Origin of the sequence: Bacillus sp. TH19, assembly GCF_016651075.1 — a bacterium.
Lineage (GTDB): Bacteria > Bacillota > Bacilli > Bacillales > Bacillaceae_G > Bacillus_A > Bacillus_A mycoides.
In genome coordinates, this window is record NZ_JAEKEO010000010.1 from 1,995,096 (window position 1) to 2,009,945 (window position 14,850).

The following is a 14,850-nucleotide window of genomic DNA, read 5'->3' on the forward strand; positions in this document are numbered from 1 at the left end:
ATAGACAGGAGGGATTGCCATTGCTACAAGCTATGTTACCAATTGTTCTAATCCTTTTTCTAGTCGTTTCGATGTATATAACTTATCAAAAAGAAAAAAATCAGGGATAAAAGGATTAAAAAGTGCATTAACTTCTATTTGTTGCTTTTTAATTGCAATCTTAAATTTGTTTGCATATTGGTTTCATTTTGGTGGTATTTTTACTTGGTTATTTTCAATCGTATTATTGCTAGTTGGAGCATATTTTACAAAATATATTCCAATCTCAAAAAAGGTGCACTAAAATTATATGAGTTTAATATGTAATGTTTTATTTCAATGTGCTATAGATGCCTTTAAATCAATGCTTTTGAGCATTTTGATATGTGTTTGCAAACACATATCAAAATATACTCTTCGCGAATGTTTTCACTGCATCTTCTTGCATATTGGGTAAGACATGAGAATATACCCTTAAAGTTAAAGAGATATCAAATGCCAATGACAGAATTCATGAAGTTTGTAAAGTGCGAGAACGAAGGTGTTTTTGACATCAAGCAGATGTACAACGCGGAAAAAGCTTTCAAGAAAGTGCAGAACCACCGAAATCTACATTTTGCTTACATGGGTATGCGAGTAAATGTAGCTGGCAAGTGGGGTACAATCGTTGGAAACTGGAAAACTAATTTGTTCGTTTTGTTCGATGGGGAAATAGAAGCGTACAACTGCCACCCTTATTGGGAAATTGCTTACTTCGATGAAGAGGGCAATGTGGTTCATAGCTATCAAAAGGGAGAGTATGCGATATAAGTAAAAAAGGACGAGCAGTCTTACCTACTGTCCTTTATAGGAGAAAAATTATTCTGGACTAGAACTACGAATAACCAGAAAACGCGCTTTTAGCCAGTGCTGTCAAAGATGTAATAATTTATGCAACAAAAAAGCTTAGTCGGAATTCAAAACACCAAAATGGCTTGCATTGGTAAACAGGCTCAAAAGTAGTATATGCAAAATGAAAAATTCCATACAAAAAGCAGACAACAATTTTGGTTGTCTGCCAGTGAGTCGAATGAGTTAGCTAATTGTGATAAATTGCTTTCCCATTACAAGAAGAGTGAAGCTGCTAGTTCAAACAGCTTGTAGGTAGTCTTTTCGATATTTTAAAAAATATACAGAGAAAGCAGATAAGTGACGAATCTACCTGCTTCTGCTGTAACAAAAGAAAGAAGTATTAGCCGTGGATACGGCGGCTTGAAAATAGTATGTATTGGTTTTGAAAAAATATTCAAGGAGTGAAGGGAAATGGGATGGGGACAAATTTGAGGGCTATTCACTCGAACAGCTTCGTACCCGTCACAGTCGTTATCCTATTGTGACGGGTATCTGACTTATATTATTGAGGGAACGGGACGGAAGGATGCCACGGTATTGTTACAGGAATCCAGACGGACCTGCGCGCTTACCCCAGCATTCGCGAGCTGCGTCACGGCATTCAAGATAGCAGATCTTCTGCCAGATTTGACGGCTACGTTATAGTTCACGACTAGGGGACGAACTGGGTCCTGAGGGGGAAATCGATTGAGAATTGCTTGATGATAGGTTGTTCTTAACGTGACGTTCGCTGTCAGCGTGATACCTTCTATAGTAATACCAGTCAGCGTTGTCCCGTTAAATGAGGTGAGTTTGACTGTAAGCATGTAACGGTTTTGCATATTTATTTTTCCTTTATTATTAGACTTAATTTATTTTATGCTTGTCTAACAATTTAGTGTAGACACTTGCATCATAATAAGTTGAAAGAAATATAAGATTATATTTTGATAAGGCGTGGAGATTAAAAAAAGGCAGTTGAACAAAAACGTTATTTGAATAAAAGCTAGTTGACTAGTTTTTAACACTCACTGAAATTAATACTCATAATATACTTTGTAATAAATTATATGGAAGTGAGTTGAATACTAATGTTTTATTCATATTTTGATACCCGAGATAGAATGCGTCCGTATGGTACCGCGGGTATTACGTATAGCGGAGCACAAAGTACAATTCAAGCTGTTCAACAAGCGTTACAAGCACAGCAGCAAATGCAACAAATACAGCAAGGTATACAACCGTACTATTCATCTATGGAGTATTATTATCCAATGCATCATATTACACCATACGGAATTTCTGTTTCAACAATTCCATATGGAACTGTATACAACTTATAAAAATATGCGGGGAATAAATTTGAATATTTATATAACGGCGCAAGTACAGAGCGCCCTTATAAGAAATGATTTGTATCTGATGAATTAATATTCAATTAAATGTGTAATTAAGGTTAATATAAAAATTTTATTTTGTATGTATTTGAAACACGAAAAGAGCACTTAATAAAGTGCTCTCATGACGAGATCATTCACTCAAAAGAAAGGAATACACCATATCATACGAAAATCTTTTGAAATGCTCTTGGGTAAATTAATTATTATTTGTAAAAAAAGCAGTTAGCAAAAGCTGACTGCTCATCTCCAAGGGGAATTCGGAGTTTGGTATTTAAATGACGGAATTTTAGATTTTATTCAGAGGGGAAAATAAAAGCTAGGATTTCTCCTAGCACTCAAACATAAGTCATAGGGAAGGGTTTAATGTAGAACGTATGTCGCACTTTTAATATATAACAACTTCGGGATATTTTGAACAACAACGCTAATTTAAACAAAAAAGAACACTGTTTAACAGTGTTCAGTTACTGATATAAATTGTTATATGATACGTGTAATCCATCTTACTCGCTCTGCCTTGTGGCAGGGCTTTTTTATATAATAATATAAATTAAGTAGTTAAAGAGGTGTGTTTAAATGAGCTGGGAAGAATCATATAGAAGAGAGCAACCATGTCCATGTGATAAGGGAAAATATATTGAAATTATGAAGGTGTATGCAATAGAAGAAATATAAGAAAGTGCTAACACGTATGCGGAATAGACATAAAACATCGCTGATTTGCCATTCATAAAAATAGACTTTTCTTAGCAGAAATCACTAATTATAAATACTTATAAAATTAGCTCTGATATAGCAGATATTGAAGCGAAGAAAAATAAAGATGGGAGTGCATATTGGAAATACGAAGATGACCAAACAAAATTATGGAATATACGACTATAGAACTAGAAAATGATGACATAAATCTAAATATTATTGTTTAAATTCATATTTTATAATGTCCATTTAGCCCGCATTAACTGCTCGTAAACCCCCTCTGATTAAAGTTTCACTTTATAAAAATGAGCCCATAGTAAAAATAACCTAAAAATAGGCATATGAACAAGGTGCATCATCTAGTGATAGGTCATATTTTGTTGGTGTACGTATTGAACTTAGTTTAGCCCGCTATTTGTGGGCAGTAAAACTCCCACCTCAAAATTCAACTGGAGCAAAGAAGTTAGGTGGGAGCCCTGCTGCCCGTAAACGCCCGATTGGTGCGGGCTAATAATCAGTGGGGGATGAACAAAACCCCTACTGATTAAAGTTTCACTTTATAGCGCTATTTCTACTTAGATTTAACGAACAGAAATATAGGAAAGTATCGATGGGGTTTTAGTTTATAAACGGAGGTCATGAAGATGAATAATTTTCAACAAGAACTACAAGCGTTAAGCCTTAATGATTATCAGCCTGGAAATATTGTGTATTGGGACCAGCAAAGCCAATATCCATATTACTATATTACAGATGATGCTCGTCGCTGTGGCGGCTGTGGCGGTGGTCGTTGTGGTGGTTGTGGCGGCGGTGGTCGTTGTGGCGGTGGTCGTTGTGGTGGTTGTGGCGGCGGTGGTCGTTGTGGCGGTGGTCGTTGTGGTGGATTCCGTTGTTTTGGTTGCTTCGGTTGCTTTAGTTGTTTTGGTTGTGGTGGTTGCTCTAATTGCTCTAATTGCTCTAATTGCTCTAATTGTTTTGATGGTTTTAATGGTACTACTGTAACATTTGAATATTGATAAGAGACAAAAAGGAATCCATTTTGAAAAAAGATTGATCGAAACGGATTCCTACTTTGTGAAGCATTATATAATTTTTATAAAAATGTGCTAACAAGTTTGCAAACGGACTTGCTAACACCTATACGAAATAGACATAAAATATCGCTGATGTGTAGCTTAATAATACGATAATAATTTAGCACTTATAATGAATAATAGGTTATTAGAAAAGAAACCATAAAATGTAATGTTTTATATCATTATAAAAAGAGATTATTCTAATAGGTCGTTGTGTAACGGCTGCATAGGATAATCTCTTTTTATGCTTATTTTTGTAAAGAATGTACTGTTATTTTGAGTTGCTCAATAAATTTCCGGGTAGCAGCGCACATATATTTATCTCTTCTATAAATAAGTCCTAGATCTATTGTTGGAGTGGGGTTTTCAATTTTAATAGCTTGTATGTGCTCATTTTGCAAAAAGTCTATATACGGTTTTGGTAACACGGTAATCCCCATACCTTGTGCGACCATTTGAATTAAAGATTCCATTGTACTAATTTCTAAAATTGGCCTTGGTTTAAAGTTAAAGTTTTGGCAATGAGATGTAATTAGTTCTGTTAAATAGAAATTTTTAGGTAGAAGAATTAAAGGATAGTCCTGTAATTCTTCAATAGATACATACTTACGTTCAGTTAAAGAATGGCTGGTTGGCACAACTAATGTAAGTTCACTTTTATATAGTGGGATAGAAACAATCTCTTTATCTTGCACCGGGAGAAATGTAATACCAATATCTAATTCATTTTGTAATAATTTTTCACGAATTTCTCCTGTACGAAGCCCCAACACAGAGAGTTCGATATTTGGATATTGCTTATTGAAATCTAATATAGCTGGTGGTAGTAAATAATTTACTACGGTTAACAAAGATCCTATTGTTAAGGAACCATGATGTAATCCATTTAAATCTTGAATGGCAGAACGAGCTTGTTCGACTTCGTGAAAGATTGTTTTACTGTGCGATAATAAAACTCTTCCTGCTTCAGTTAAAGATATTTTTTTACCAATTCGATCGAAAAGGGGCATGCCTACTTCATGTTCTAATGCACGTATTTGTTGGCTTAGTGAAGGTTGTGAAATATTTAATTTCTCGGCTGCTCTTGTGAAATGTAATTCTTTCGAAACAGCTAAAAAGTATTCTAATTGTCGTAATTCGATTGAAATCACCTCAAGTTTAATCATAGGATATACCTATCATTATTATATAAATAATTGAATTGAACAATGGTTTTGTGGGATATATAATCACTTTATCAGAAATGGATTGATTAAAAAATTAGATGAGGTGAAGAAGAATTGTTGAAATCTAGTGTATTACCGGGCAGTTATTCACAAGTACTTCAAAAAAGGTATGAGGAGGCTGTACCGACAGGAATATATCATTTAACGCCTTTATATGTAAAAGAAGCAAGGGGAGCGATAATAACAGATGTAGATGGAAATCAGTTTATTGATTTTGCTGGTGGAATTGGTATGCAAAATGTTGGACATTGTCATCCGAAAGTTGTAAGAGCGGTACAAAAACAAGCAGAATCATTTATACATCCTTGTTTTCATGTAACTCCATATGAAAATTATATTACTTTAGCGGAGAAAATTAATGAGAAAGTGCCAGGTACAAGTAAGAAAAAAACGATGTTTGCCAATAGTGGTGCGGAAGCGATTGAAAATGCTGTAAAGATCGCACGTAAAGTAACAGGGAGGAGTAAAGTAATTTCGTTTGAACGAGGATTTCATGGGAGAACATTAATGACAATGTCTCTATCGACCAAAGAAACTCCATATAAAGCAGGATTTGGTCCGTTCGTTTCAGACATGCATATATTGCCGTATCCGTACTATTACAGAGCTGAAGAAGGAGTTTCTCCTGAAGAAGTGGATTCTCAAGTCATCTATCAGTTTGAAAAGTTTTTAGAAGAAGTATCACCTGAAAAAGTAGCAGCGATCGTAATGGAACCAGTACAAGGAGAGGGTGGGTTTATTGTTCCTTCCATTTCATTTGTAAAACGATTACGAGAAATTTGTAATCAATACGGTATTTTAATGATAATGGATGAAGTGCAAACTGGATTTGGCCGAACAGGGAAATGGTTTGCAACGGAACATTTTCATATAGAACCTGACATAATGACTTTGTCAAAATCAATTGCTGGCGGTTTACCATTAAGTGCTATTGTCGGTCGTGCGGAGTTGATGGACATTCCTGGGAGAGGACAAATTGGTGGAACTTTTGCCGGGAGTCCGTTATCATGTGCAGCCGGTCTTGCTGTATTTGAAATAATGGAAGAAGAAAATCTAGTTGAAAGGGCTCAGCAAATTGGAAATAGAATAATGTCACATCTACATCAAATGCAATTAAAGTACGAAATGATTGGTGATGTTCGTGGAATCGGTGCGATGGTTGCAATGGAACTTGTAACGAATCGCATAACGAAAGAACCTGCAAAAGAACTAACAGTAAAGCTAATTGAAGATTTTTGGAAGAATGGGCTTATAAGTATTGGAGCGGGGATATTTGATAATGTACTACGCTTTTTACCACCTCTAGTTATCTCAAACGAAGAAATAGATAGAGGATTTGAAATAATAAATGAGTCTTTTGAAAAGTTTTGCCGCAAGTAAGAGGAGGGATTTGAATGACTAAAGTATATGAAATCCTATCTTTAAATCTAGGATTGCCAAAAGAGGTTATGTATGGTGGGAAGTTAATTCAAACAGGGATAAATAAAAAGCAAGTAAAGGAACCTGTTTTTTTATCATTTTCAAAGTTTAATGGAGATGGACAGGCGGATTTAGTTCATCATGGAGGGGTAGATAAAGCGGTTTGTGTTTATACTGGTGACCACTATCCTTACTGGGAAAAAGAGTTGAATCAGGAACTTGTATATGGGGCTTTCGGTGAAAATATAACAGTAAGCGGAATGCGTGAAGAAGATGTTTGTATTGGTGACACGTTTCAACTCGGAGAAGCGATTGTACAAGTAACGCAGCCAAGACAACCTTGTTTTAAATTAGCCAAGAAATATAATATTCCAAAGTTGCCATTATATTTTCAAGATACAGGATACACAGGTTTTTATTTTCGAGTATTAAAAGAAGGGTGGATATTACCGGTAGATACTTTAAAATTGTTGAAGCTTGATCCAAAAGGTGTGTCAGTTTCGTTTGCGAATCGCATAATGCATAAAGAAAAACAAAACTCTGAAGGATTAAAAAGGATTTTAGAAGTAAATGCACTGTCTACTAGTTGGAGAAAGACGTTTGAAAAGCGAGTGAAGGGAGAAGAAATTAGTACGAAGGAGCGACTTGAGGGAACCGAAGAATAGGTGAATTATATTTGCATAAAATGGTGTATTTCTATTATCGGAAAGATAAGTAGGAAGCACCATTTGTTATATAATAAACATGATATTATTCAAAAATCTTAATACTAGTTTATTCGACTTGTTTTTTAATAATCAAAACATAAAATAAATTAAACCATTTTTAAAAGTTTTATGATACTATATTGATTTGAAAGGCCTATTTTTTGAGAGTAGGTCATATAAGTATATCTAAATTAATGGAATCGACGTATGGAGGGACAACATGGGCAATGTTGAAAAAATGGCAAACTTTCTATTAGAAGAACCGAGAAGAGAACAGTTATTTCCTTTATTTGAAGAAGTGTTTGGGATTACGAGCCAAACATTGCAGGATTTTTCAGAGAAAGGGTATTGGGATTATACATATAAAGCATTATCATTTTTACAAGATGATAATGCGATTGCAAATGTTGCGGCATTTTCACTTCCGCTTTTAATTAATGGTGAAAAAATAAATGCAACGGGTATTCAATCAGTAATGACACATCCGAATTATCGTAGACGAGGATTAATGAAGCAATTGTTTAGTAAGATGATAGAGGAAATTGATGAGCAATGCGAGTGTGCGGTCTTGTTTACTGAAAATCCGGAACTATATAAACCATTTGGTTTTCAAATTGTGCAAGAATATTTGATGACAGTATCATACGAAAATAAAGGCTACAAAGATTCTCAACTTAAAAAGTTAGATTTTTATAATGAAGAGGATAGACAATTAATACATGAGATTATTGAAAATGGCCAAAGGCTTTCTAATAAATTTTCAACGTTAAATTACCGCTCTTCGTTTTATTTAAATATGTATGATTCAACATGGAATGAAAACCTTTATTATTCAGAGAAATTAGATGCGCTGATTGTTTTTACAGTAGAAAATCAAAAACTAAAATTATTTGGAGTATTTGCGCCGGTAATTCCGATTTTAGATGAATTATGTGAGGAAATCTCTGGGGAATTTACGGAGATTGAATTTTATTTCTACCCAGATCAATTAGGAATTGATGATGTACAATATACAGAATTACAGACTAGTAAGTATTTAATGGTTCGAAGTAATAAAGAATTAGATTTTAAAGGTTATAAATTCCCGGTATTAACTGAGTTTTAAATATTAATTTAAATGCTTTTTTATGGAGGAATTATGAAAACATCATATATACCAAATCATATTGAGCAACTTACTGTAATGAACGCACCTAAATTTTACAAACTTGAAGACAATGATACATTCATTGTCCATTCGAAAGAAGAAACAGATTTTTGGCTGAAAACCCATTATGGTTTTGAAGTAATGAATGGCCATGTATTTTATGATGAGATAATGACAGATTTTCAGGCTGAGGTTCAATTGCGCATGAATCCAAATGCGACATACGATCAAGCGGGTTTATTTGTTATGATTTCTGAGAAGTGTTGGTTAAAAACATCTTTAGAATATATTCCTGAGGGCCCATCACATTTAGGTGCTGTCGTAACGAATAATGGCTATTCTGATTGGTCAACGCAAGACTATCCAAATGAGTTTGCTAAGCAACAATTAAGTTTTCGAATTATTCGAAAACTTGGCGATTATACAATATATGTGAAAACGAGTCAGCGATGGGAACAAATAAGAATCGCTCATTTGATGGAGGACATAGGTAATGAGCCTGTTAAAATTGGTTTTTATACGTGTAGTCCTTCTGAAAATAATGGATTCGAGACCGAGGTTTTTGATTTTAAAATTGAACAAATATAGATGGGAAAACCGCATTCTTACTAAATGAGAATGCGGTTTTTATTAAGTTAAAGAGTATTCACATCAACTGGCAGTGAAAATGCCTGGTAGATTAAAGTTCCATTTTATTGACTAAAAATGATTTAAAACTTATCATTTAATAATGTTAAATATTAATTTGCCTAATATAATAGGACTAATGGAGAAATTACAGACTATATCGCTCAAATAAGGAGGACTATAAATTATTCGATGGTAATTTCATGAAAAAAGGAGATTGTGTATGAAATCATTTCGCAAGTTGTTACAGTATTTAAAACCATACATGTTCTTCGCTATTATTGGACCGCTATTTATGGTACTTGAGGTTGCGATGGACTTAATTCAACCGACAATAATGCAACATATTATTGATGTTGGAATTGCAAACCGGGATTTGAATTATGTAATAAAAATGGGGCTTCTTATGATAGGAGCAGCAGCAATCGGTTTAGTTGGAGGACTTGGTTGTATGATGTATTCTACAAAAGCTGCTGTTAATTTCGCTACAGACATACGAAAAGATGTGTTTGCGAAAATAGAAACATTTTCTAGCAAAAATCGTGATTCATTTGGAACAGGTAAATTATTAACAATCGTGACAAATGATATTACATCTATTCAATCGGCAATGACGATGACGTTACGTGTACTTGTCCGTGGACCGTTATTATTTATTGGAAGTATCATTATAGTCTTTGTAACAGCGAGAGACCTATTTCCAATTTTACTTGTTGTGGTACCCGTATTATTAGTTGCAATTGTATTGATTGCAGGTCAATCGAGCGGTTCATTTAAGCGAGTACAAGAAGCATTAGATAAAGTAAACACAAAGCTACAAGAAAATTTATCCGGTGTACGTGTTATAAAAGCATATGTAAGACAAAAATATGAAATCGCACAGTTTGAGAAAGTTAATACAAGTTTAACTGAAATAAATATTCGTGCAATACAAATTATTTCATTGATGATGCCAATTATTATGCTAGTTGTAAATAGCGGAATTGTAGCAACTTTATGGATTGGTGGCGAGAAAGTTTTTAACGGTACACTCCAAGTAGGGGCCATTTTAGCTTTTATTAACTATTTAAATATCATTTTAATGTCACTTATGTCTATTAGTATGGTATTTATTCAAATTGCCCGTGCTTTTCCATCAGCTGATCGTGTACAACAAGTCTTACATACTGAAGTTGATATTACAACTGAAGGCGACGTATATGAACCAAAACAAGTGGGTGGTAATGTAGAGTTTAAAAATGTTAGCTATAGTTATACGAAAAATAATGAATATGTTTTAAAAGATATTTCCTTTACTGTACGTAAAGGTGGAAAAATAGGGATTATTGGATCGACCGGAAGTGGTAAATCTACATTGGCGAAACTATTGCCACGACTTTACGATGTTGATCAAGGTGAAATATGTATAGATGATGTTAATGTGAAAGCATACGATTTGCAAAAACTTCGTGCTTCCATTGGCTTCGTTCCACAAAAGGCACTTCTTTTTTCAGGCAGTATAGAAGAGAATTTACGCTATGGCAAAGAAGATGCAACTTATGATGAATTGGAATTAGCATCTTCATCTGCTTGTGCGACTGAGTTTATCAATAAGCTGGAAGACTCTTATGAATATAACTTAACACAAGGTGCAACCAATCTATCTGGTGGTCAAAAACAACGTATATCTATTGCAAGAGCCCTAGTGAGAAAGCCATCTATTCTTGTATTAGACGATTCTACATCGGCAGTTGATGCGAAGTCAGAAGCTGTAATACAGGAAGCGTTAAGGACAAGATATAGTGGCACAACGACATTTTTAATTGCATCAAAAATATCTTCTATTATAGATGCTGATAAAATCCTCGTTTTGAATAACGGTGAATTAGTTGGAAATGGTACGCATGAGGCTTTATTGGCAACTTGTGAAGTGTATCAGGAAATTTATCTTTCCCAAGGTGGTAGCCTGCAGCAAGAAGGAGGGGAAGAGCGTGCGTAATTTTCAAGGACAATTTGGAAATAAAGGTGGACGTAACAATCTGAAAACGGGAAAAACTAAGAATACTAAAGGAACTATAATGCGAGTATGGAACTATATGGGGTATCAAAAAGCATCTCTTATGTTCGTTATTATTCTTGTATTTATCACGACATTACTAGGTTTACTTGGACCATATTATATGGGGGGCATCATTGATGAATACATTGTACCGAAGGATTTAAGCGGGACAGCCAGAATGTGCATGCTACTCATTGCGATATATGGGATAACCGTATTATTAACATGGTTACAAACATTTGTAATGATTAATGTTGCATTAAAGACTATACAAAAAATACGACAAGATATTTTTGAAAAAATCCAAACACTTTCTCTACGATTCTTTGATGTACGTTCTCAAGGTGATTTAATGAGCCGTGTGACAAATGATATTGATAACTTAAATCAAGCTTTGACACAAAGTGTTGTGCAAATCATTTCATCAGCGTTAACGTTTATAGGTGTAACAATTGCGATGTTTTCATTAGATTGGATTTTAGCGATTGTAACTTTAATTACAGTACCTATTATGTTTTTCGTTACGAAAAAACTAGTTGCTTATAGTGGGAAAAACTTTGCGAAGCGTCAAAAGGATTTAGGAGAATTAAATGGATTTATTGAGGAAGCTATTACAGGCGCAGACGTAACTACGTTATACGGAAAAGAAAAAGAAACCGTACATAACTTTAATGAAATTAACGAACAGCTAAGAATTTCAGCAACGAAGGCTGAAACGTTTTCAGCATTTATTTTTCCAAGTATGAACTTTATTAATAACTTAGGAATGGGGCTTGTAATTGGAACTGGATCGGTAATGGTATTAAACGGAATGACAACAGTAGGTGTCATTGCAGCTTTTATTAATTATTCTCGACAATTTTCAAGACCACTTAGTCAATTTGCAACTTTAATGAATACGATTCAAGCGGCAGTTGCTGGAGGAGAACGTGTCTTTGAAATTATGGATGAAGTACCAGAAATTCAAAATAAAAAAGATGCAGTACTTGTACAAAATTTACAAGGACATGTTAGGCTTGAGAAAGTTTCATTTGGATACGCACAGGACAACATGATTTTAAAAGATGTGAGTCTCGAGGCGAATCCTGGGGAGACAATCGCTTTAGTCGGTCCAACTGGATCAGGAAAAACAACAATTATTAATTTGTTAACTCGCTTTTATGACATTCAAAAAGGGCAAATTAGCATTGATGAAAAAGATATAAAGGATTATGATATTAATTCTTTGCGGAGTAAAATAGGGGTTGTTTTACAGGATACGTATTTATTTGCAGGAACGATTATGGAAAATATTCGATATGGACGTTTAGATGCAAGTGATGAAGAAGTAGTTGCAGCAGCAAAAGCAGCATCAGCACATTCTTTTATAAAACATCTACCGAATCAATATGAAACGGAAATTGCTTCAGAAGGTTCGAATTTAAGTCAAGGACAAAAACAACTCCTTGCGATTGCACGAGCGATTTTAGCAGATGCAGATATATTAATTCTCGACGAAGCAACATCTAATATTGATACGAGAACAGAATTACAAATTCAATCTGGATTAAATAATTTAATGAGAGGGCGAACAAGTTTTGTAATCGCTCATCGGCTGAAAACGATTGAAAAAGCAGATCAAATACTTGTAATAAAAGATGGAAGTATTTTAGAGAGAGGAAATCATGAAACTCTCATGGAAGATGGTGGGTTTTACTTTGATTTGTATACGAGTCAGTTTAAAATTTAACAAAAACATTGATGTGGTGAGGTTTCTCTAGAAAAGAGAAACCTCATTTTTTATATTTGCAAACATTACCATCCGAATAGTCTTTCACTAAATGTTTTAACAGCGTCCTTTTGCAGACTAGGTGAAAAATGTGAATAGCGATTTAAGGTTATGAAAACGTCCTTATGATCCAATCGTTCGCTTACAATCTTTGGATGTACTCCTTGTTTTAAAAGAAGCGTTGCATGAGTATGGCGTAAATCATGGAATCTAATGTTTTTTAATTCGGATTTTTTCAAATAGGCTTTAAATGTATCACGAAAACCACTTTTGTCTTCTTTTTCCTGTCTCTGAATCAGCTCCAATATCGACAATAATACACCACTTTGTTCCTCTTTTTCGAATATGTCCTTTCACTTAAAACATTCCTTCAGTGATTTTTGAATCATGTTGTAAAAGTATATTTGTAATTTTGCTGCTATGAAAATTACATGTTTGGACATATCGGCGATGGATATATTTTATCATATATAAATTAAAACATTTTGGAGTCGTCTATTTAGTAAAGAAATTAAAATTATAAGAAATATGATTTTTAGTATATTTTCATCAGTTGGTGTATATATGTCGTATTTATTATTTTTGGATTTCAAATGAAATTTCTTTAGCTGCTTCTAAAGCTATTTTTTTAGCTTCTGTTTTAAAATAGGCTGCAGCTAAAACGTATCCACATCGATGTCCCATTGATGTAGGTGGTTTTAAGATAGTTCCTTTTTTAGGTTTTATATAAACTTTCTCTACACCAGGATATTTAGAACTACGGTTTTTCCCTGTAACTCGAATTAGTTTTCCTTTAGATTTAACTGTTAGGTAATGAGCGTACACATATTTATAATGTTTTTTATTTAGTGAAGGTTTATTTCCTAACATTAACTGAATAGTCTCTTGCACTAAGTTGATTCCATGTCCAATTTCAATTATGTCATTCATTGCTCCACCTGATATTCTGGGATTTAGCTCAATTAATTTCCAAACATCTTTTATTCTCCGGAGTTCTAGATGACACGCTCCATTTTTCATATTAAAGGCCTGAATAACAGAATTAACTGCATTGAAAAGACTATTATATAGTCTTTTGTCTACCTGTCCTAGTAAAGAATAACCAGTAACAATAAAACGTTCAAAAAGTGTAATTTCTTGTTCAATTACTGCTATAATATGGACTTTTCCATCTTGAACTAAAATTTCAACTAAGTACTGAGGTCCATCTATATATTCTTCAAGTAGAATTTCTTCATTAGGTAGTTTTTTTAAAAGACTTTGTATAGATAAGATTAATTGATCTTTATTTTTTACTAATAATACATCTTTGGATCCTGTTGATTTAGGGGATTTTACAATAAGAGGGAAATTTATCTCTTTAGTTTTTTCAAGAAAAGATGATAATGATTCTGTTGGTTTGTAAATTAAATAGTTGAGTGAGATTGGTAATTCTTTAAGTACATTACGAGTTAATATTTTGTTTTCCATATGATGGATAGCTTTAGTAGATACAATATTTGAGCAAAATCTTTCTGATAAACGTGCAGCCACATAAACAAAAGGGTCAATAAAACTAAAGATCCCCTTTATGTTTTTTCCTGATGTATTTAATTTTTCAATTGTTGTAATTAAATTATCATAATCATTTATATCAGTGAAAATCATCTGATGTACATCAGGGAATATAGTGCGTTCATTAATAAATTTTGTTTTTTTAGTTAATAAAACAGTAAAGAAATTAAGTTTTTCAGCTGCTTTGATTGCTTCCCTACTTGATCCAGATTTATTTGTTTCAATGAAAACGATAGTATCCATTTTATGTCACCTTAACCTTTATCATTTTATAAAATCTCAGGTTTATTATTTCTATAGGTAGAATATTAAAATGAGGTTAAGCTTGTTCTGGATTTTT

The 14,850-nt window shown here is 33.7% G+C and carries 12 protein-coding genes and 2 pseudogenes; 10 read left to right on the forward strand and 4 right to left on the reverse strand.

Annotated features, from left to right (window positions below):
* The first annotated feature begins 20 nt into the window (after window positions 1-20).
* A pseudogene (locus tag JFU54_RS27855) lies at window positions 21-283 on the forward strand (hypothetical protein).
* 99 nt (window positions 284-382) lie between these two features.
* Here JFU54_RS27855 and JFU54_RS30440 read toward each other — a convergent pair.
* Window positions 383-472 (reverse strand): annotated as a pseudogene (locus JFU54_RS30440) (tyrosine-type recombinase/integrase); the annotation flags it as partial.
* Between the two features lie 2 nt (window positions 473-474).
* On the opposite strand from JFU54_RS30440, the gene JFU54_RS27860 reads away from it, so the two are divergent.
* The 3 genes from JFU54_RS27860 (at window position 475) to JFU54_RS27870 (ending at window position 3,964) form a co-directional block, all read left to right on the forward strand.
* Window positions 475-789: a hypothetical protein gene (locus JFU54_RS27860; RefSeq protein ID WP_088039365.1), complete on the forward strand. Its 315-nt coding sequence runs from the start codon at window positions 475-477 to the stop codon at window positions 787-789.
* Between the two features lie 1,151 nt (window positions 790-1,940).
* Window positions 1,941-2,192 (forward strand): DUF3947 family protein, encoded by a 252-nt coding sequence (locus JFU54_RS27865; RefSeq protein WP_002136277.1) that lies wholly within the window; start codon window positions 1,941-1,943, stop codon window positions 2,190-2,192.
* A 1,400-nt stretch (window positions 2,193-3,592) separates the two neighbouring features.
* Window positions 3,593-3,964: a heterocycloanthracin/sonorensin family bacteriocin gene (locus JFU54_RS27870; RefSeq protein ID WP_201067274.1), complete on the forward strand. Its 372-nt coding sequence runs from the start codon at window positions 3,593-3,595 to the stop codon at window positions 3,962-3,964.
* A gap of 308 nt (window positions 3,965-4,272) precedes the next feature.
* Here the strand turns inward: JFU54_RS27870 and JFU54_RS27875 are convergent, their stop codons facing one another.
* On the reverse strand, window positions 4,273-5,175 hold the full coding sequence (locus JFU54_RS27875; RefSeq protein ID WP_201067334.1) for a LysR family transcriptional regulator: 903 nt from the start codon (window positions 5,173-5,175) through the stop codon (window positions 4,273-4,275).
* Between the two features lie 129 nt (window positions 5,176-5,304).
* On the opposite strand from JFU54_RS27875, the gene gabT reads away from it, so the two are divergent.
* The 6 genes from gabT to JFU54_RS27905 all read left to right on the forward strand — a co-directional run bounded on the left by gabT (window position 5,305) and on the right by JFU54_RS27905 (window position 12,917).
* Complete coding sequence (gene gabT, locus JFU54_RS27880) at window positions 5,305-6,630, forward strand: 4-aminobutyrate--2-oxoglutarate transaminase (RefSeq protein WP_201067276.1); 1,326 nt, start codon at window positions 5,305-5,307, stop codon at window positions 6,628-6,630.
* 14 nt (window positions 6,631-6,644) lie between these two features.
* Complete coding sequence (locus JFU54_RS27885) at window positions 6,645-7,334, forward strand: MOSC domain-containing protein (RefSeq protein WP_201067278.1); 690 nt, start codon at window positions 6,645-6,647, stop codon at window positions 7,332-7,334.
* 262 nt (window positions 7,335-7,596) lie between these two features.
* Complete coding sequence (locus tag JFU54_RS27890; RefSeq protein WP_002031966.1) at window positions 7,597-8,481, forward strand: GNAT family N-acetyltransferase; 885 nt, start codon at window positions 7,597-7,599, stop codon at window positions 8,479-8,481.
* Between the two features lie 33 nt (window positions 8,482-8,514).
* The gene (locus tag JFU54_RS27895; RefSeq protein WP_002085622.1) at window positions 8,515-9,111 is read left to right on the forward strand and encodes a DUF1349 domain-containing protein; all 597 of its coding nucleotides are present in this window, start codon (window positions 8,515-8,517) and stop codon (window positions 9,109-9,111) included.
* Window positions 9,112-9,373: 262 nt separating this feature from the next.
* On the forward strand, window positions 9,374-11,128 hold the full coding sequence (locus JFU54_RS27900; RefSeq protein WP_201067280.1) for an ABC transporter ATP-binding protein: 1,755 nt from the start codon (window positions 9,374-9,376) through the stop codon (window positions 11,126-11,128).
* Window positions 11,121-12,917 (forward strand): ABC transporter ATP-binding protein, encoded by a 1,797-nt coding sequence (locus JFU54_RS27905; RefSeq protein WP_201067282.1) that lies wholly within the window; start codon window positions 11,121-11,123, stop codon window positions 12,915-12,917. Before JFU54_RS27900 ends, JFU54_RS27905 begins: the two co-directional genes overlap by 8 nt.
* A gap of 65 nt (window positions 12,918-12,982) precedes the next feature.
* On the opposite strand, the gene JFU54_RS27910 is transcribed toward JFU54_RS27905, so the two are convergent.
* Together JFU54_RS27910 and JFU54_RS27915 are read right to left on the reverse strand one after the other, a co-directional pair.
* Window positions 12,983-13,261, reverse strand: coding sequence for a tyrosine-type recombinase/integrase (locus JFU54_RS27910; protein ID WP_002012874.1), 279 nt, complete (start codon window positions 13,259-13,261; stop codon window positions 12,983-12,985).
* 271 nt (window positions 13,262-13,532) lie between these two features.
* The gene (locus tag JFU54_RS27915) at window positions 13,533-14,753 is read right to left on the reverse strand and encodes an ATP-grasp domain-containing protein (protein ID WP_201067284.1); all 1,221 of its coding nucleotides are present in this window, start codon (window positions 14,751-14,753) and stop codon (window positions 13,533-13,535) included.
* Window positions 14,754-14,850 lie beyond the last annotated feature (97 nt).

Bases quoted from the DNA above. Each gene is read 5' to 3' on its own strand.
- JFU54_RS27860 (WP_088039365.1), top strand. From the start codon at position 475: ATGCCAATGACAGAATTCATGAAGTTTGTAAAGTGCGAGAACGAAGGT.
- JFU54_RS27865 (WP_002136277.1), top strand. From the start codon at position 1,941: ATGTTTTATTCATATTTTGATACCCGAGATAGAATGCGTCCGTATGGT.
- JFU54_RS27870 (WP_201067274.1), top strand. From the start codon at position 3,593: ATGAATAATTTTCAACAAGAACTACAAGCGTTAAGCCTTAATGATTAT.
- JFU54_RS27885 (WP_201067278.1), top strand. From the start codon at position 6,645: ATGACTAAAGTATATGAAATCCTATCTTTAAATCTAGGATTGCCAAAA.
- JFU54_RS27890 (WP_002031966.1), top strand. From the start codon at position 7,597: ATGGGCAATGTTGAAAAAATGGCAAACTTTCTATTAGAAGAACCGAGA.
- JFU54_RS27895 (WP_002085622.1), top strand. From the start codon at position 8,515: ATGAAAACATCATATATACCAAATCATATTGAGCAACTTACTGTAATG.
- JFU54_RS27900 (WP_201067280.1), top strand. From the start codon at position 9,374: ATGAAATCATTTCGCAAGTTGTTACAGTATTTAAAACCATACATGTTC.
- JFU54_RS27915 (WP_201067284.1), bottom strand. From the start codon at position 14,753: ATGGATACTATCGTTTTCATTGAAACAAATAAATCTGGATCAAGTAGG.